The sequence below is a fragment of the Nocardia arthritidis genome (assembly GCF_011801145.1).
Classification (GTDB): domain Bacteria; phylum Actinomycetota; class Actinomycetes; order Mycobacteriales; family Mycobacteriaceae; genus Nocardia; species Nocardia arthritidis_A.
In genome coordinates, this window is the sequence record NZ_CP046172.1 from 7,249,231 (window position 1) to 7,266,671 (window position 17,441).

Consider the following 17,441-nt stretch of genomic DNA (forward strand, 5'->3'; position numbering starts at 1 on the left):
GCCGCGCAGCGTAGCGGGTGCCGCGGCGACGGCGGCGCGGGACACCGAATCGGCTGTGCGGCAACGAATCCGGCGCGGATTCAGCGCTTGCGTTCGACGCGTTCCAGTTCGACGGCGCGGCGCATGGCGGCCCGGGCGCGGGTACGGTCGCCCGCGTAGTCGTAGGCGCGGGCCACCCGGTAGGAGTTGCGCCAGTTGTGCGGGTCGGCCTCCCATTCCTGTTTGACCTGTTCGAACAGTTCGTCGGCGGCCGCGCGTTCGATGCGGCCGGACGGGCGGCGGGGCAGTTCGGAGACGTCGAGCTCCAGGCCCTCGTCGGCGATGCGGCGGGCCAGGTGCTGATGGGCGAGTGCCGCCCGCACACTGGTGGCCACCACCCAGATGCCGATGAAGGGCAGGATCAGGATGCCGATGCCGAGCAGGATCGATACGGCATCGCCATACCCGAAGAGCTCGAACGCTTTTCGGCCGAGCCTGATGAAGTAGTACCCGAGCACCACCACCAGCACCGCGATGAAGGCGACGATCCGCACGACCTGACCGTTGTTCGACCGCGTGCGATCCGCTTCGGCGTTCACAGGTCCAGCAGCGGGTCGAGCCCGACGGTGAGGCCGGGACGGTCGGCGATCCGGCGCACGCCGAGCAGGACTCCGGGCACGAAAGAGGTGCGGTCGATGGAATCGTGCCGGATGGTGAGGGTTTCGCCCTGGGTGCCGAACAGCACCTCCTGATGTGCGACCAGCCCGGCCAGCCGAATCGAGTGCACCCGGACACCGTCGACGTCGGCGCCGCGCGCACCCTCGAGCTCGGTGGTGGTGGCGTCGGGGCTGCGGCCCACACCCGCGCGGTCCCGGGCGGCGGCGATCAATCCCGCCGTCCGGTAGGCGGTGCCGGAGGGCGCATCGGCCTTGTTCGGATGGTGCAGCTCGATGACCTCGACGGATTCGAAGAATCGGCGGCCTGTTCGGCGAAGCGCATGGACAGCACGGCGCCGATGGCGAAGTTGGGTGCGATGAGCACACCGGCCCGCGGGCGGCCCGCCAGCCAGCCGCGCACCTCGTCGAGCCGGGCCGCATCGAATCCGGTGGTGCCGACGACGGCGTGAATTCCGTTCTCCACCAGGAATTTCAGATTGCCCATCACCACATCCGGATGGGTGAAATCGACGACGACCTCGGTGCCGGCCGCGGTGAACGTCTCCAGCGCATCGTCCTTGTCGACGGTGGCGACCAACTCCAGATCGGGGGCCGCCTCGACCGCCGCACAGATGGTCTGGCCGACTTTGCCGCGTGCTCCGAGCACTCCGACCCGAATGGTCACCGCACCTCCCAAGTTCCGCTATCCGATGAGGTCAGCCTAATGGGCACTGTCGGCGAAGCCGTCCGCAGACCCACATCGCCTGACTGGCTCCCGCTCGCTCCACGGACGAACGGGAGCCAGCCCGCCATGACCGATCGCCTCCGGTCGCACCGAACCTATTCGTCGGACCACGGGCACAGCACCCGAACTCCGGTCGGCCCGAAATGTTTCACATTCCGGGTAACGACCTCCAGCCCATACGATTCGGCCGTGGCCGCGATCAGCGCATCGGCCGCGTCCATCCTGTCGCGGTTTCTCTCGGTACGCGCGACCATGCGACCCCAGGCCTGCGCGACCACCGCATCGACCGGGAGTATTCGATCCCGGAACCGCACGGTCAGCGAATCCGTCAGCCAGTCCACCAACCGCTGTTTCTTGGCCGAATCGGGCAGCATCTCAATGCCTTTGCGGATCTCCCCGAGGCTGATCACGCTCAAATGCAATCGATCTTCGTCGGCCAGATGCAGCCACCGGATCAGCCCGCGATTCGGGCGTGGCTTCGTCCACTCCGATACCGTGCAGGTGTCGAGCAGATAATTCTTCACAGTTCGACGTCGCTGAAGTCGACTTCACGCGGATCGAGTTCGATACGCGTGATCTCGATGTCGACGCCACGCAGTGGCGACGAGGCAAGGAACTCCGCGAAACTCCCTTCCCGTGCCGACTTCTGCCGCCATTCGTCGACCGGTACGACGACAGCCACCTCACGTCCATGCTTGCTGATCACCTGCGGCCCCTCCCTTTCCACTCTGTCGATCAACTCGGAGAACCTTGCCTTGGCCTCGGCGAGCGGCCACGCGATATCGATCTCGACCCGCTGCTCACTGTCATTCCGTTTGCGCGCCATCGTAACCGCCCATTCGACCACTTTGACCACTCTGGTCAATTCAAGATAACAGCTCCGCCGCCGTAGTGCTAGCGCATATTCGCGGCCATCCGCTCCAGCGTCCGCACCGTCGCGACGTACTGCTCGTCGGTCAGCCCTTTCATCAGGTCGGCACGGCGCCGCTCGTTCAGACCGAGCATCCGCCGATGGGTATCGCGGCCCGTGTCGGTCAGCTCGAGCAGACCCGCCCGCTCGACCACCCAATCGCGGCGGATCAGCTCGGCGAGTTCGGCATCCCATTCGCCCGGTTCGGTCCAGAACGGCGTGAGCCCGTCGCGTACCTCGGCCGCCGGATGCGGGCCGTCGGCCAACGAATTCAGCATCTGCCAGTGCCTGCGGATGAGCCCGCCGGCGGCCATATCCGCCTCGAAGCGGGCGTTGATCAGCCGATCGAGTTCCTTGAGCCAGTACCCGATCGGGCGCAGTTCGGTCATGATGTCCACCAATCCATGTAAAATGACAACTAAATGTAGTTTTACATGAATGTGGAGACAGATGGAAGATCAGGACGCGGTCGCCGCGGCGGTCGAGCGGGCGATGGTGCGAATCCGGCGGCGTCAGACCCGGGGCGCACTCGCCGCGCGCTCCCCCGTTCCGGTAGCCGTATTCGGTGTGCTCGACGCGGTGGCAGCGGCCGAGGAGGCCACCGTCGGAACGCTCGCACCGGCACTGGGCGTGGATCAGCCGCGCGCGAGCCGCCTTGTCGCCCAGGCCGTTTCGGAAAACCTGCTGGAGCGGGTCGCGGACCGGCACGACGGCAGGCGGGCCGTGCTGCGACTCACCGCCGATGGACGCGCGCTGGTGGACGCGGCCCGCGCCGGCCGCCGCCGCGCGATGGCCGCGGCGATGTCGGACTGGACCGACCGCGAGCGTGCCGAATTCGCAAGGCTCCTGGTGCGTTTCGTAGACGCGATGGATGCGCCCGATGCTCAGCCGAAGACGATCACCTGACGCAGCGCGTGCCCGGCCGCGAGTTCGTCCATGGCGCGGTTGATTTCGTCGAGGCCGATATGCGCCGAGACCAGTCGCTCCACCGGCAGCCTGCCCTCCCGCCACATCCGGACGTACTCCGGAATGTCCCGGGACGGAACGGCCGAACCCAGGTAGCTGCCGACGATCGAACGTCCCTGCGCCACCAGGGCCAGCGGCGAAATGCTGGCCCGCGCGTCGGGTGCGGGCAGCCCGACGGTGACCGTCGTGCCGCCGGGAGCCGTTGCGGCGACCGCGGTTTCGAACGCACGGACGTTGCCCGCCGCCTCGACCACCACCTCGGCCTGTACGCCCAGCTCCGCCACCTCGGCCGGGGTGTGCGCGGCGCTCGCGCCGAGTTCCTTTGCCAGCGCCAGCTTTTCCGGCACGGTGTCAACCGCGATCACCTCCTTGGCGCGCAGCGACAGCGCCACCAGCACCGCCGCCATCCCCACGCCGCCGAGCCCGACCACCATGATCCGGTCCGCAGGCCCCGGTTTCGCCGAATTCAGCAGTGCCCCACCGCCGGTCAGCACCGCACAGCCGAGGACGGCGGCCACCTGGGGCGGCACGTCGGCGGCCACCGGCACTACCGAGCGCCGATCGACGACCGCATGCGTCGCGAACGCCGAAACACCCAGGTGGTGTTGGATTTCCGCGCCGTCCCGCCGCAATCGCCGTCCGCCGCCGAGCAGTTCACCCGCATTGTTCGCGATACTGCCCGGCCCGCACGGGGTCCGGCCGTCGCTGGCACAGCCCGCGCATTCCCCGCAGCGCGGCAGGAAGGTCATCACCACGCGCTGACCGACCGTGAGATCGGACGGGCCCGGTCCGATCTGCTCGACGATGCCCGCCGCCTCATGCCCGAGCAGCATCGGCACCGGGCGCACCCGATTGCCGTCCACCACAGACAGATCCGAATGGCACAGCCCGGCCGCCTCGATCCGGACCAGCAGCTCACCGGGGCCCGGCGCGGCCAGGTCCACATCGCACACGGTGATCGGCGCCGATTCGGCGAACGGCGCGGGCGCCGCGATCCGCTCCAGGACCGCACCACGAATCCTCATGCCCCGACGCTACCGCGCCGGGCGGCTCGGCACCGGCCCAACTCCCCCGGATCGACTTGTCCGATTCCGCCATCGCCGACTAGGCTCGAATGACGTGGCGGTGCTCCCGTTGGCCGACTTGTACCGGTCCGGGGTCGGGGCCGTCACGATTCGAGGAGATATTTCCCTGTCTGTACAGTTCAATCACACCATTGTCGGATGCAGTGACAACCGGGTGACCGCCGAATTCTGGGCGGATATGCTTGGTTTGACGATCGGTAAGCCATGGGGGCCGTTCATTCCGATCCCCACGGCCAATGGCGTCACCTTCGATTTCGCGAATGTGCCGCCGCACATCACCGAAATCCAGCCCCAGCACTACGCATTCCTGATCTCGGAGGCCGAATTCGATGCGGCCTACGCCAAGATCCAGCGCTATCAGCTGGATCATTGGGCCGATCCCCGGCAGCAGGGCGTGAACCAGATCAATCACAACGACGGCGGCCGCGGCGTCTACTTTCTCGACCCCAACGGCCACTTCATGGAATTGATCACGGTGCCGTACGGCGGCTGGCCCGAATAATGACAATGGGGCGGCGCGACATAGCGCCGCCCCTGCTCAGCGTCTCAGTTCGGTCGGGGTCGGCGGCCATGGATTGGGTTTGACCGCGGTGGGTTTGCGAATCGGATTGTCATCCCAGTCGAAATGGGTGCCGACCCAGGCCTTCGGCCGGTCGAAGCGGATCTCCCCGGCGGCGAATCTGGTGTGCTCGAAGGAGATCTCCCCGAAGAAGTCCGCCTCGGTGAAGTCCACCGAGCGGCCGCCGAGCACCGTTCTGGCGAAGGTCAGGCTGCCGTGGAATTCGGCCTTGCGAAAGTCCGTCTCCCTGGATCCCTTGCCGCGCAGCCGGTTCGGTGCGCCGAACCGGGCCTCGTCGAAGGTGATCATGCCCGCGTAGAACTGGGCGCCCGCGAAAACGACCTGGCCGCCGTTGAATTCGGCACTGTGGAAGGTGACGTGCTCACCGTCCAGGGTGGCCCGCTCGAAACAGGTGCGATCGGCCCGGAACTTGGCTTCCAGGAAGGCGGTTCGCGGGCCGGCGAATCGGGCGCCGAGGAAGGAGGTGCGCGGACCACGGAAGACGCACTTCTCGAAGGAGGCCGAGCTCTCGAACACGGCCTCGTCGAAGGTCGTTCCGAGCGCCTGGATTTCGACCTTCTCGGCGCGAGCGCTGCCGAACAGCGCATTGTCGAAGGTCACCGCGCCGTCCCGGAACACCGCGCCGCGGAATGTGGTGTGCGACCCCTCGAACGTCGTGTATTCGAAGGAGGTGGGCCCGAGGAACCGGCAACCGGTGAAGTGGGTGTGCCGCCCGGCGAACACCGCGGACTGGAATTCGGCCTTCTCCAGCACCGCTCCGGTGAAGTCGAAGTCGCAGTGCGACCACGAAATATCCGCGGATCGCCGCAGATGGGCGGCGATCACGCGGACTATGGTCCGGCGCACCTCATGGTCGTTCTGCCGGTATTGATAGACCCGCTCGACCGAACCATCCTCATCCGGGCGCGATTCCTTGCGCGACACCAGATGATTCGCCCCGTCGTCGGGCTCGTAGGGCAGCCGCAGATAGCCGCACAGCACGTCGATGCACTGCTGACGACGGCCGGGTGCGGAGAATTCGTCGGCGACCCCGGCCATCGCGAACACCCCGGCGACACGCACCGCGACATCGGTATCGCCGAGTTGTTTGGCCGCGGCGCCGAACAACTCGGCGAAACGTCCACGTTCCAAATCGCGTTGGCGGCGGTACGCGACCACCAGGGCGACCGCGCCGCCGACACCGGCCGCCACCGATAGCGCGATCTTCGTCAGGTCGACCTGATTCGGCGTCTCGGCCTTCGCGCCGAATGCCCACCACAACAACCACCAGGTGAGTGCGGCGATGCCGAGCCCGCCGACCACCACGGTGACCACCGCGAGCAGGAGTGCCGCGCGGTGCAAGCGATCGCCCAACCTCCCCCATGTCATGAGCGCATAGTAGCCGGATTGTCGCTCGCGGCGGACAAGATCGACGGACCTCGATATCACAAACCAACCGGATGGTCCTTTATGTCACATTTGTTGTGCCGCTTGAGATTTGGAACCTTGTCCAGTTGAACCGAGGTCCAACACCATCTCGACCTGAACCATCGCCGCGTCCCGCTCCATCGCCTCGCGCCGCCCGGTGCGCCGGAAGCCGTTGCGCAGGTACACCCGCTCGGCGGGTTCGTTGCCGTCGAGCACCCACAGCATCACCTGTCCGTACCCACCGTCACGCGCCCAGTCGAGCACCGCGCGCACCAACTCGTCGGCGGTGCCCTTGCCCCGCGCCACCGGATCCACCCACATCGAAACCAATTCCGGCAGTTCGCCGTCCAGTTTGCCGCCGGCGAGGCCGACCGGAACGTCGTCCAGCCACGCCCCGAACAGCACCGACTCGGTGAGCTTGGCCTGCCACTGTAATTCGGTGCGCAGCGCCGCTTGGTCGTAGGTCAGCCGGGCCGAGTACGGCGCCACGCGTAGACACTCCAATAGCAAATCCCGGTATGTCCGCCAATCGGATTCCGTCAATCGCCGCACCATGATCATGAACGCATCGTCCGCCTCCCGACGCGCCGGGCGCAATGTCAATTCCGAACATCCTGTGCCGCAACGCATCAGCGATGGCGAACCCGACGCGGCATTCGACGACAAGATCACTCGGGCCACGCCGAGTTGGACCGCCGCGGCACGACAACATCGAAAGGCAACGCCGACATCCGGGGCCGAGCGAGCGAAAACGGGTGGCGCACCGCGGTATTCACCACCCGGCCGACATCACCCGACGGCAGCCTGGCGTTTCTGCCGCACGCCCATACCGGCGGCGAGCAGGCAGGCGATCGCGACCAGCACCACGAACCACGGAAAGACGCGGCTCAACCCCCAGGTGGTGGCGGCCCAGCCCGCGGCGATCGTGGGCAGCGCCATCGCCGAATACGCGAGCAGATAGTAGGCCGACATGGTCTCGCCCCGCTTGTGCTGCGGCACCACATCGGCGAGGTGCCGCAGCGATCCGCCGAACCCGAGTCCGAAGGTGGCGCCGAGCACAATGCCCGCCGCCAGCACCGCGACCCAGTTGTGCGTCGCCAGCGCGGGCACGGTGGCCAGCAGGGCGATCGCCATTCCGGCGTCACCGAGGATGGCGGCCCACCGCGCGGGCACACCGGTGGCGAAGTACTGCACCGTCGCACCCGCGGTCGCGGTCGACGCCACGACCGCGCCGCCGAACACCAGATTGTGGATGCCGGTCTGCTGCGCGGCCAGCGACGGGTACAGCGAGAGCAACACCCCGAGCACCGACCAGGCCGCCATCACACCGATCGCGGCGAACCAGAAATCGCTGCGAATCTCTTGCGGCACGGCCGGTTTCGCGATGGTGATGCGGCCGCTGACCCGCGCGGTGTGCGGTTCGCGCAGCACGAGCACGCCGACGCCGATGAGCAGGCACAGCACGGTGATCACCAGATACGGCGTGCGCAGCGGATGCGGCACGTACTGGGCCAGCAGGGCCGAACCCAGGATCGCGACGGCCATACCGACATTGAAGGCCACACCGCTCAACTGTCCGGACCGCGCGCCGTGCCGCGGGCGCAGATCGAGCAGCGCCGCGGCGCCCGCGACCACTGTCGCGCCGACCGCCAAACCGTGTAATGCCCTGGCCAGCAACAGCATTGCCACCGACTGCGCGAACACGAAGACAATCAGACCGACGACCATGATGCCGAAGGAGCCGAGCAGCACCGGCTTGCGGCCGACGACGTCGGAGATCCGGCCGGAGACCAGCACCGCGACCAGCGCGGCGACGGCGTAGACGGCGAAGACGAAGGTGGTGGTGAGCGGCGAGAAATGCCACTCGCGTTGATAAAGACCGTAGAGCGGCGCGGGTGCACCGGATACGCCGAGGGCAACGCCGCTCGCGGCCAGGATCAGTGCATAGGCCCACGGTTGCGAAGTCCGTTCCTCGGCAGGTGCCGCGGTCGTCGCTACCATCGAAGCTCCCATCAGGTAAGTTTGATGCTGATCGAACCTCATCGACCCTACAGCCGGTACGATGATCATCAAACCCCTGAGTGAGGTAGATCATGATGGACGCCACATCGACAACACCGGATCAGGCAGCGCCGCTCCAAGAAGGCCCCGCACCTGTCGGCCCGGTTTCGGTGGTGCTCGGCGCGCTACAGGACCCGGTTCGCCTGGAGATGGTGCGTCGGCTCAGCAACGCGGGCACGCCCATGCGCTGCGCCACGCTCTACGACACCATCAACAAATCCACCGCCACCCACCATTTCAAAATCCTGCGCGAGGCGGGGGTGACCGAAAAACTCCTCATCGAAGGCCACACCCATATGCGCCTGCGCACCGCGGAGCTGGAATCCGCGCTCCCCGGACTGATCCCCTCGGTCGTCGAGGCGGCCAACCGCGCCGCGCCGGACACGGTCTAGCCCCCGGTCGGGGGCAACGCGAACGACCTCGGCAATTCGGGCAGTGGATACCGGCTCGCGGCGACCGCCGGATCGTCCCCGATTTCGGCGATCAAATGGCCCGCGCTCCAACGGAATCCGAGCACGACCAGCCCGAGCACCACCGCGAGGGTCACGACGTGCGCGACCGGCCTGACCCAGTCGCCCCAATCCAGAAAGCCGATTATCAGCATCTCCACCAGCATCGTCGCGCCCGCAACACAGCAGATCGCGACGAATGCCCAGAACGCCGCCGGTTCACGCGACCAATGCCGCAGTGCCGCAAGCAGACCCGTCAGCACCAGGCCGAGGCCCAGCGCCAGCCCGAGCCCGTCGAAGGCGTACTCGTACGCCGCATCGCGATCGTCCTCGTCACCGCGGCGGCGCAGCCAGGCCAGCATCAGCAGCAGATGCGCCACCGCCGCGCCGAGCGCACCGATGACCAACAGCAGATAACCGCCGATGACGAGCGTCGACGACCGCAGCGCGACCGCGCCCAGATCCATGATCAGGCTCGCGAACACCGTGACCGCCAACCCGAGCACCGCCGCGGGCCGCCGCACCCTGGCCCACAGATATCCGGGCGGCAATTGCGGGCGCAGCCGCCGGAACACCCGGAACCACGCCACCGGAATGATCCAGAACAGCACCGGCGTCATGAATCGCAGTACGGACGGGCCGAACCACATCGAAAGCACGGCGACCGCGGCGGCGTAGAACCAGGCCCAGGCCACCAGGCGAAGCAGTGCGCGCCAAAGGATTTCGGCAAGTAGCAGGCGCGCCGTCCGGTCGCCGGGGCGGGTGCCGAGCAGGCCGCGCAGGGTCGCGACCGCCTTGCCGCGACCGCCGAATTCGGAACTCTCGAACTCCATCCGCGCCTGCATTCGCAGCAGTCCGGCATTGGTCGGATCCACTGCGAGACCAGCGGCAATGAGCCGTTCCACCGCAGGACGGTCGCGCAACCGCCGATAGGTTTCGGCGGCGTGCGCGAGAGTGGGCACATAACCGGGTGACCGCTCCACCGCTCGCTCCAGCAGCGAACGCGCCTCGGCCCGCGTTGCATCGGTCGCGGGCGCATTGACCAGCAGCCGAGCCAGGACGAGCAGGCCCCGGCCGTCACCGTCGAGCGCCACCGCGATCCTGGCGTGCCGCAACGCATCTCGATGATCGCGCCGCGCATCGTAGGCCAAGGCCGCCGTCAGGTGGGCGTCCACCGATCGCGGATTCGCGGTGATGGCCATACCCGCGTAGCGCAGCGCGTCGTCGTACCGTTCGAGCTGGTAGACGATATCGGCGAGCCGCTCGAGCAACCGCGGCTCATTCGGCGCGGCGACCAGCGCCTCGCCGAGGATCCGGTGCGCCTCCTCCAGGCGGCCCAATTCCTCGGCGATCCGCGCCCGACCGATGACCGGTTCGATGTCCAACATGCCGACCCCCAATCATGTTGACCCGCAATATCTTTCGCGGAAACTAGCCGCCGTCGACCAACTTCCGCACTGCCGCGGGCAGCTCCCTGGTGCGCCGGTACGGCCCGGTGACCGAGGCCGCGAACGGCCGCGCCAGCAGCGTGCGCGCCACGGCCGTGACCTCCTCGGTGGTCACCGCATCGATCCGGCTCAGCGTCTCCGAGACGGTGCGATGATTGCCGTAGCTGAGTTCGCTGCGACCGATCCGGTTCATCCGGGACGCCGAATCCTCCAGTCCCAGCACCAGTCCGCCGCGCAGCGAACCCTTGGCCCTGGCGCATTCGGCGTCGGTGATCCCGTTGGCGGCAACCTCTTCCAGCACGCCGCGCGCCAAACCGGCCACCTTACCGAGATTTTCGGGCTGGCAGCCGATGTAGACGGAGAACGCGCCGGTATCGGAGAAGGTGTCGACGCTCGAGTACACCGAATACGCCAGCCCCCGCTCCTCCCGGATCCGCTGGAACAGACGCGAGCTCAGCCCACCGCCCACCACGGTGTTCAAAACCGAAAGGGGCCAACGACGTTCACCCTCGTGCCGACCGAATGCCCGCACCCCGAACGCCAGATGCGCCTGCTCGCTGTCGCGGTGACTCCAGTGCAATTCCGGCACGCTGTGCGGGCGGAACCGGCCCTCCCGGCGCGGCGCCGGTTCGGTGGCGGGTTCCAGCCGGTCGGCGAACGCGCGATACACCAGCTCCACGGTGTGATCGTGTTCGACATTGCCCGCCACCGCGACCACCATCCGGTCCGGCCGGTACCGGCGCTGATGGAATCCGCGCAGCTGGGCGGCGCTCATCGATTCGATGGATTCGATCGAACCGATCACCGGGCGCCCGATCGGATGATCGCCGAACAGCGCGGTCAGGAACGCGTCACCGACCAGATCCTCGGGATCGTCGTCGCGCATGGCGATCTCCTCGAGCACCACCTGGCGTTCGACCGCGACATCCTCGGACCGGCACAGCCCGCGCAACACCACATCGGTGACGAGATCGACTGCCAGCGGCAGATCCTCATCGAGGACATGCGCGTAATAGCAGGTCTGCTCCTTCGCGGTGAACGCGTTGAGCTCCCCGCCGACGGCATCCATGGCCTGCGCGATATCCAGCGCGGATCGCGTCGGCGTCGCCTTGAAGAGCAGATGCTCCAGGAAGTGCGCCGCACCCGCGACGGTACGGCCCTCGTCGCGCGAGCCGACCCCGACCCAGACCCCGATCGATGCCGAACGCACGCCGGGCACATGCTCGGTCACCACCCGTAATCCCCCGGGTAGCACCGTGCGCCGGATGCCGGCGTCGATGGCGCGCGCGTCGTCGGTTCGCAGCTTCTTCAGTTGCTGCTGCCTCGCGGAACGCTCCGGTGCGGAACGGTGGTCGGGCGACGGGAGGGCCGAACCCCCCTGCCCACCACGGAGCAGAGGGGTTGCCGTCTTCTTCTTCGTCACAGAGACAAGTACTACTCGGTCCCGGCCGCCGCCGCATCGACAGTTTCGGCTTCGGTACCTTCGTCGGCGTTTTCGTCGACCGGCACCAGCGAGATCTTGCCGCGGTTATCGATATCGGCGATCTCGACGCGCAGTTTGTCGCCGACGTTCACCACATCCTCGACCTTGGCGACGCGTTTGCCGTTGCCCAGCTTCGAGATATGCACCAGACCGTCGCGGCCCGGCAGCAGCGAGACGAACGCGCCGAAGGCGGTGGTCTTGACGACCGTGCCGAGGAAGCGCTCGCCGACCTTCGGCAGCTGCGGGTTCGCGATGGCGTTGATCTGATCGATCGCCGCCTGCGCCGACGGGCCGTCGGTCGCGCCGATGTAGACGGTGCCGTCGTCCTCGATGGAGATGTTGGCGCCGGTCTCCTCGGTGATCTGGTTGATCACCTTGCCCTTCGGGCCGATCACCTCGCCGATCTTGTCCACCGGAATCTTGATCGCGGTGACGCGCGGCGCGTACGGGCTCATCTCGTCCGGGGTGGCGATGGCCTCGGCCATCACGTCCAGGATGGTGGTGCGCGCGTCGTGCGCCTGGCTCAGCGCACCGGCCAGCACCTGCGAGGGGATGCCGTCCAGCTTGGTGTCCAGCTGCAGCGCGGTGACGAACTCACGGGTGCCCGCGACCTTGAAATCCATGTCGCCGAAGGCATCTTCGGCGCCGAGGATATCGGTGAGCGCGACGTAGCGGACCTCGTCCTCACCCTTGTCGTTGGTGACGGTGTCGGACACCAGACCCATCGCGATACCCGCGACCGGCGCCTTCAGCGGAACACCGGCGTTCAGCAGCGACAGGGTGGAGGCGCACACCGAACCCATCGAGGTGGAACCGTTGGAGCCCAACGCCTCCGAGACCTGACGGATCGCGTACGGGAATTCCTCCTGGCTCGGCAGCACCGGCATCAGCGCCCGCTCGGCCAGTGCGCCGTGGCCGATCTCACGGCGCTTCGGCGAACCGACCCGGCCGGTCTCACCGGTCGAGAAGGGCGGGAAGTTGTAGTGGTGCATGTAGCGCTTGCTGGTCTCCGGGCCGAGCGAGTCGACCTGCTGGGCCATCTTCACCATATCCAGCGTCGTAATGCCGAGGATCTGGGTCTCGCCGCGCTCGAACAGCGCCGAGCCGTGCGCCCGCGGCACCACGGCGACCTCGGCCGACAGCGCGCGGATATCCGCCAGGCCGCGGCCGTCGATGCGGAAGCCGTCGGTCAGGATCCGCTGGCGCACAAGCTTTTTGGTGACCGAGCGGAACGCCGCGCCGATCTCCTTCTCCCGGCCGGTGAAATCCTCGGCCAGGCTGGACAGCACGTCGAGCTTGATCTCGTCGATCTTCTCCTCGCGCTCCTGCTTGGCCGCGATGCTCAGCGCCTCGGCCAGCGGACGCTTCGCGGTGCCCTCGACGGCGGCGTAGACATCCTGCTCGTACGGCAGGAAGACCGGGAACTCCTCGGTCGGCTTGGCGGCCAGCTCGGCCAGATCCTGCTGGGCGCGGCACAGCCGGGCGATGAACGGCTTTGCGGCCTCGAGGCCCTGTGCCACAACGGCTTCCGTCGGCGCCTGCGCGCCGCCGTCGATCAGTTCGATGACCTTCTCGGTGGCCTCGGCCTCGACCATCATGATCGCGACGTCACCGGACTCGACGACGCGGCCCGCGACCACCATGTCGAAGACGGCGCCCTCGAGCTGCTCGACGGTCGGGAACGCCACCCACTGGCCCTCGATCAGCGCGACGCGCACGCCGCCGACCGGGCCGGAGAACGGCAGACCCGCGATCTGGGTGGACGCGGACGCGGCGTTGATCGCCACCACGTCGTACAGATCCTTCGGGTCGAGGCTCATCACCGTGACGACGACCTGGATCTCGTTGCGCAAGCCGTCGACGAAGGACGGGCGCAGCGGGCGGTCGATCAGGCGGCAGGTCAGGATCGCGTCGGTGGACGGGCGGCCCTCGCGGCGGAAGAACGAACCGGGGATGCGGCCCGCGGCGTACATCCGCTCCTCGACATCGACCGTCAGCGGGAAGAAATCGAACTGATCTTTCGGGGACTTGCCCGCGGTGGTCGCGGACAGCAGCATGGTCTCGTCGTCGAGGTAGGCGACAACGGAACCGGCGGCCTGCTTGGCCAGCCGACCGGTCTCGAACCGCACGGTGCGAGTGCCGTAGGTCCCGTTGTCGATCAGCGCGACGGATTCGAATACGCCTGGTTCGACCTCGATGGCCGTGGACTTGCGTTCAGTTGTTTCGGACATTCTCTCTTCTCAACCTCTCGTCTTCGCCGGCTCGAGCGCGGGTGGGCGCGATCCGGCTGTCGTCAGCCGTACCTGGGACGGGCGCGCGGCAAGGATGTTTGCGACGCGCACACCCGGCCGAATCCCCTTGGATACGGCGACGCGGAGGCGGTCATCGATCGAAGCCCGCCGGCGGACGATCCCTGCCGAAAGGCCACTACCGAAGACCGACGCCACGCGGCGCGGGTGCATACGGCTGTGCAATGTTGTCGTGCAAATGGGGCCTATAACCCCTCATACACAAATAGCCAACGGGGAGATTGTACGTCTCCCCGTCGGCTGGCTTGCCGACTACCTCCGGCAGTCGTGTGTCGAGCCGCTCAGCGGCGCAGACCCAAGCGCTCGATCAGCGAACGGTAGCGCTCGATGTCCTTGTCCTGCAGGTACTTCGAGAGCCGCTTGCGACGACCGATCAGCGCCATCAGACCGTGGCGGGTGTGGTGGTCGTGCTTGTGCTTCTTGAGGTGCTCGGTGATGTCGGCGATCCGCTTGGACAGCAGCGCGATCTGCGCCTCCGGCGAACCGGTGTCCTTCTCGTGCAGGCCGTACTCGGCCAGAATCGTCGACTTCTGCTCGGTGGTCAGCGCCACGTGGCATCCACTCCTATTTCCCAGTTCCGCGCTCGGAAACCCCGGCATCCGGGGCGGGCGCCACCGCGGACCGCAGCAAACCCGAGGATCCACCTTACCGGACCCCCGCCCAACACCCCGAATCCGGGTCGCGCGTATCCGCTGTGCTCAGTGGCCTTCCGCGGCCTGCAACATCTTTCGGGCGGTTTCCACGTCGCGACCCATGGTCACGATCAGCTCGTCGACCGACTCGAATTTGCGCTGGCCGCGGACGTGTTCGACGAAATCGACGGCGACGTGTTGGCCGTAGAGGTCGGCTTCGCCGTCGAGAACATAGGCCTCGACGGTGCGGGCCCGGCCGGAGAAGGTGGGGTTGGTGCCGACCGAGATCGCCGCCATCGCACGCTCACCGGGGGTGACGGTGCCGATGGTCGGCCCGGGACCGAGCACGGTGAACCATCCGGCGTAGACGCCGTCGGCGGGGACCGCCGCATGCATCGGCGGCGCCACGTTCGCGGTGGGATAGCCGAGCTGGCGGCCACGGCCGTCACCGTGCACGACCACACCCTCGACCCGATGCGGTCGGCCGAGCGCCTCGGCGGCCGCGGCCATATCCCCCGCGTCGACGCAGGCGCGGATATAGGTGGAGGAGAAGGTCACCGCGTGTTCGCCGACCAGCTTCACCCCGTCGACCTCGAAGCCGAACCGGGCGCCGAGCTCACGCATGGTGGCGACGGTGCCCGCGGCCTTCTTGCCGAAGGTGAAGTTGTCGCCGACCACCACCTCGGCCACGTGCAGCCGCTCGACCAGCAGATCGTGCACGTACCGGGCCGGTGTCAGCTTCATGAATTCCTGGGTGAACGGCATGACGCAGAACACGTCGACGCCGAGTTCCTCGACCAGTTCGGCGCGGCGGGTCAGCGTGCTCAGCTGCGCCGGATGTGAACCGGGCCGCACCACCTCCATCGGGTGCGGATCGAAGGTCATCAGCACCGACGGAACACCCCGCGCCGCCGCCGATTTCACGGCCCGGCTGATCAGCTGCGCGTGACCGCGGTGAACGCCGTCGAATACGCCGATCGTGAGAACACACCGACCCCAATCCGCGGGCACCTCGTCGAGACTTCGCCATCTCTGCACAGTGGCGAGCCTAATGGGCGCAGCCGTCGGAGACGACTTCAGACCGCGCCGGGCCGAGCTCCTGTGCCGAGCCGCACATGCCGAAGGCACCCAACGCTTCCCGACCGTAAACCGGAGGTGAAACCCTGGTTCGGCTCGCGGCGGGATGTGTGAATCGGGCCAGGTGTGCCTAAGCTCGAGTACGTGCCCGGTAAACGAGACATCGCAACCCGACGCGAGCTGGAGACCGCGCCGGGCAGCACCGCGACGATAGCTCCGCTCTCCTCGGTCGCCCAGGATTATCTGAAGGTGATCTGGACCGCTCAGGAATGGTCGCAGGAAAAGGTGTCGACCAAACTGCTCGCCGAACGCATCGGCGTATCCGCCTCCACCGTCTCCGAGGCCGTCCGCAAACTCGCTGACCAGGGCCTGGTCGAGCACGCCCGCTACGGCTCGATCACCCTCACCGAGGGCGGCCGCCGTGCCGCCGTCGCCATGGTGCGCAGGCATCGGCTGCTGGAGACCTTCCTGGTCAACGAGCTCGGCTACGGCTGGGACGAGGTGCACGACGAGGCCGAGGTGCTGGAGCACGCGGTCTCCGAACTGCTCATGGCCCGCATCGACGCCAAACTCGGCTACCCGGACCGAGATCCGCACGGCGACCCGATCCCTTCGGTGGACGGCGCGGTGCCGACCCCGCCCGCCCGGCAACTCAGCGATTTCGGCGCGGGCGAATCCGGAAGAGTGGCAAGGATTTCCGACTCCGATCCGGATATGCTGCGCTACTTCGACTCGGTCGGTATCGCATTGGACACCGCCATCGCCGTGGTAGAGCGGCGCGATTTCGCCGGAACCATCGCGATCAGGATCGGCCAGTCGGAGACGGCCACGGATCTGGGTCGTCCTGCCGCGGAAGCGATCTGGCTCACCGTCTAGGGCGACAACGATTTATCGTGCAGCACAACACCGTTCGCATTTACTGGAGGTCGAGGTGCTGACGATCGGGCAGCTGGCCGCGCACGCCGGCGTCACGGTGCGCGCGGTCCGGCACTATCACCAGCGCGGGCTGCTACCCGAGCCGGACCGCGACGCCTCCGGCTATCGCCGCTACGACGCGCAGGCCGTCGTCGATCTGATTCGCATCAAGACGCTGGCCGAGGCCGGAGTTCCGTTGGCGCGCATCGAGGAACTGCTCGGCGCGGGACCGGAGGATTTCGCCGCCGCGGTCGCGCGGATCGATGCCGCACTGCGCGGGAAGATCCGCCAGCTCACCGATCATCGCCGCAAGATCGCCGAATTGACCGGTGGCGAAAGGCTTTTCCTGCCCGCCGAGGTGGTCGACATCCTCGATCGCGAACGCGCGCTGGGCATCGGTGAGCGAATGATCAGGATGGAGCGCGACGGGTGGATCATGCTGGTCGCGCTGGCCTCCGACGAACTTCCGCATTGGATCGCGGAAAAGCATGCGGCACTGGATGATCCCGATTTCGTTCGAATCCAGCGCAGGCTCGGCGACGCGCTCGACTGGCGGCCGGGCGATCCGCGGCTCGCCGCGCTGGCCGACGAGATCATCGCCTGGCATTCGCGCACCCGGCCGGACGCGGTGGAGCGATCGCCGCTCGGCAGCCTGCCGACCTCGTACGTCGGCACGACGCCCGCCTGGCAGCGGCTGCTCGAACTGGTCGGCCGACGGCAGCGCGCCAAGATCGGATAA

At 67.4% G+C, this 17,441-nt stretch carries 18 protein-coding genes and 1 pseudogene; 5 read left to right on the forward strand and 14 right to left on the reverse strand.

Annotation, left to right across the window (positions count from 1 at the left end; translation table 11 throughout):
* Window positions 1–80 precede the first annotated feature (80 nt).
* From F5544_RS32480 to F5544_RS32500, 5 genes and pseudogenes are all read right to left on the reverse strand, one after another.
* A complete protein-coding gene (locus F5544_RS32480; protein WP_167476715.1) occupies window positions 81–578 on the reverse strand; it encodes a hypothetical protein in 498 nt (165 codons plus the stop codon).
* Window positions 575–1,320, reverse strand: a pseudogene (dapB, locus tag F5544_RS32485) (4-hydroxy-tetrahydrodipicolinate reductase). The gene F5544_RS32480 and the pseudogene dapB overlap by 4 nt, the downstream one beginning before the upstream one ends.
* Before the next feature lie 155 nt (window positions 1,321–1,475).
* Window positions 1,476–1,904, reverse strand: a complete 429-nt coding sequence (locus F5544_RS32490) for a type II toxin-antitoxin system VapC family toxin (protein WP_167476716.1) — start codon at window positions 1,902–1,904, stop codon at window positions 1,476–1,478.
* Window positions 1,901–2,227: a type II toxin-antitoxin system Phd/YefM family antitoxin gene (locus F5544_RS32495; protein ID WP_238846775.1), complete on the reverse strand. Its 327-nt coding sequence runs from the start codon at window positions 2,225–2,227 to the stop codon at window positions 1,901–1,903. The genes F5544_RS32490 and F5544_RS32495 overlap by 4 nt, the downstream gene beginning before the upstream one ends.
* Before the next feature lie 47 nt (window positions 2,228–2,274).
* Complete coding sequence (locus tag F5544_RS32500; protein ID WP_167476717.1) at window positions 2,275–2,679, reverse strand: MarR family transcriptional regulator; 405 nt, start codon at window positions 2,677–2,679, stop codon at window positions 2,275–2,277.
* Between the two features lie 61 nt (window positions 2,680–2,740).
* On the opposite strand from F5544_RS32500, the gene F5544_RS32505 reads away from it, so the two are divergent.
* Window positions 2,741–3,196 carry a MarR family winged helix-turn-helix transcriptional regulator gene (locus tag F5544_RS32505; protein WP_167476718.1) on the forward strand — a complete coding sequence of 152 codons (456 nt, stop codon included), beginning with the start codon at window positions 2,741–2,743 and terminating at the stop codon, window positions 3,194–3,196.
* Here the strand turns inward: F5544_RS32505 and F5544_RS32510 are convergent.
* Window positions 3,175–4,281 (reverse strand): alcohol dehydrogenase catalytic domain-containing protein, encoded by a 1,107-nt coding sequence (locus F5544_RS32510; protein WP_167476719.1) that lies wholly within the window; start codon window positions 4,279–4,281, stop codon window positions 3,175–3,177. The two genes, F5544_RS32505 and F5544_RS32510, sit on opposite strands and share 22 nt — an antisense overlap.
* 166 nt (window positions 4,282–4,447) lie before the next feature.
* On the opposite strand from F5544_RS32510, the gene F5544_RS32515 reads away from it, so the two are divergent.
* Window positions 4,448–4,843, forward strand: coding sequence for a VOC family protein (locus tag F5544_RS32515; RefSeq protein ID WP_167479622.1), 396 nt, complete (start codon window positions 4,448–4,450; stop codon window positions 4,841–4,843).
* A gap of 36 nt (window positions 4,844–4,879) precedes the next feature.
* Here the strand turns inward: F5544_RS32515 and F5544_RS32520 are convergent, their stop codons facing one another.
* The 3 genes from F5544_RS32520 to F5544_RS32530 form a co-directional block, all read right to left on the reverse strand.
* Window positions 4,880–6,289, reverse strand: a complete 1,410-nt coding sequence (locus F5544_RS32520) for a pentapeptide repeat-containing protein (protein ID WP_238846777.1) — start codon at window positions 6,287–6,289, stop codon at window positions 4,880–4,882.
* Window positions 6,290–6,373: 84 nt separating this feature from the next.
* The gene (locus F5544_RS32525; protein ID WP_203217399.1) at window positions 6,374–6,931 is read right to left on the reverse strand and encodes a GNAT family N-acetyltransferase; all 558 of its coding nucleotides are present in this window, start codon (window positions 6,929–6,931) and stop codon (window positions 6,374–6,376) included.
* 186 nt (window positions 6,932–7,117) lie between these two features.
* Entirely contained in the window at window positions 7,118–8,329 is a 1,212-nt protein-coding gene (locus F5544_RS32530; RefSeq protein WP_167476720.1) for an MFS transporter, read from the reverse strand.
* Window positions 8,330–8,424: 95 nt separating this feature from the next.
* Here F5544_RS32530 and F5544_RS32535 point away from each other — a divergent pair, with 95 nt between their 5' ends.
* Window positions 8,425–8,781 carry an ArsR/SmtB family transcription factor gene (locus F5544_RS32535; protein ID WP_167479625.1) on the forward strand — a complete coding sequence of 119 codons (357 nt, stop codon included), beginning with the start codon at window positions 8,425–8,427 and terminating at the stop codon, window positions 8,779–8,781.
* On the opposite strand, the gene F5544_RS32540 is transcribed toward F5544_RS32535, so the two are convergent.
* The 5 genes from F5544_RS32540 to F5544_RS32560 form a co-directional block, all read right to left on the reverse strand.
* Window positions 8,778–10,226: a hypothetical protein gene (locus F5544_RS32540; protein WP_167476721.1), complete on the reverse strand. Its 1,449-nt coding sequence runs from the start codon at window positions 10,224–10,226 to the stop codon at window positions 8,778–8,780. The two genes, F5544_RS32535 and F5544_RS32540, sit on opposite strands and share 4 nt — an antisense overlap.
* A gap of 43 nt (window positions 10,227–10,269) precedes the next feature.
* Window positions 10,270–11,598, reverse strand: coding sequence for a M16 family metallopeptidase (locus F5544_RS32545; RefSeq protein WP_238847510.1), 1,329 nt, complete (start codon window positions 11,596–11,598; stop codon window positions 10,270–10,272).
* A gap of 122 nt (window positions 11,599–11,720) precedes the next feature.
* Window positions 11,721–14,000, reverse strand: a complete 2,280-nt coding sequence (locus tag F5544_RS32550) for a polyribonucleotide nucleotidyltransferase (protein ID WP_167476723.1) — start codon at window positions 13,998–14,000, stop codon at window positions 11,721–11,723.
* Window positions 14,001–14,359: 359 nt separating this feature from the next.
* The gene (gene rpsO, locus F5544_RS32555; protein ID WP_167476724.1) at window positions 14,360–14,629 is read right to left on the reverse strand and encodes a 30S ribosomal protein S15; all 270 of its coding nucleotides are present in this window, start codon (window positions 14,627–14,629) and stop codon (window positions 14,360–14,362) included.
* A gap of 147 nt (window positions 14,630–14,776) precedes the next feature.
* Window positions 14,777–15,748 carry a bifunctional riboflavin kinase/FAD synthetase gene (locus F5544_RS32560; RefSeq protein WP_167476725.1) on the reverse strand — a complete coding sequence of 324 codons (972 nt, stop codon included), beginning with the start codon at window positions 15,746–15,748 and terminating at the stop codon, window positions 14,777–14,779.
* 219 nt (window positions 15,749–15,967) lie between these two features.
* Here F5544_RS32560 and F5544_RS32565 point away from each other — a divergent pair, with 219 nt between their 5' ends.
* Together F5544_RS32565 and F5544_RS32570 are read left to right on the forward strand one after the other, a co-directional pair.
* On the forward strand, window positions 15,968–16,663 hold the full coding sequence (locus tag F5544_RS32565) for a metal-dependent transcriptional regulator (RefSeq protein ID WP_167479626.1): 696 nt from the start codon (window positions 15,968–15,970) through the stop codon (window positions 16,661–16,663).
* A 55-nt stretch (window positions 16,664–16,718) separates the two neighbouring features.
* Window positions 16,719–17,441, forward strand: a complete 723-nt coding sequence (locus F5544_RS32570) for a MerR family transcriptional regulator (RefSeq protein WP_167476726.1) — start codon at window positions 16,719–16,721, stop codon at window positions 17,439–17,441.

Bases quoted from the DNA above. Each gene is read 5' to 3' on its own strand.
- F5544_RS32500 (WP_167476717.1), bottom strand. From the start codon at position 2,679: ATGACCGAACTGCGCCCGATCGGGTACTGGCTCAAGGAACTCGATCGG.
- F5544_RS32505 (WP_167476718.1), top strand. From the start codon at position 2,741: ATGGAAGATCAGGACGCGGTCGCCGCGGCGGTCGAGCGGGCGATGGTG.
- F5544_RS32510 (WP_167476719.1), bottom strand. From the start codon at position 4,281: ATGAGGATTCGTGGTGCGGTCCTGGAGCGGATCGCGGCGCCCGCGCCG.
- F5544_RS32520 (WP_238846777.1), bottom strand. From the start codon at position 6,289: ATGACATGGGGGAGGTTGGGCGATCGCTTGCACCGCGCGGCACTCCTG.
- F5544_RS32530 (WP_167476720.1), bottom strand. From the start codon at position 8,329: ATGGTAGCGACGACCGCGGCACCTGCCGAGGAACGGACTTCGCAACCG.
- F5544_RS32535 (WP_167479625.1), top strand. From the start codon at position 8,425: ATGGACGCCACATCGACAACACCGGATCAGGCAGCGCCGCTCCAAGAA.
- F5544_RS32540 (WP_167476721.1), bottom strand. From the start codon at position 10,226: ATGTTGGACATCGAACCGGTCATCGGTCGGGCGCGGATCGCCGAGGAA.
- F5544_RS32550 (WP_167476723.1), bottom strand. From the start codon at position 14,000: ATGTCCGAAACAACTGAACGCAAGTCCACGGCCATCGAGGTCGAACCA.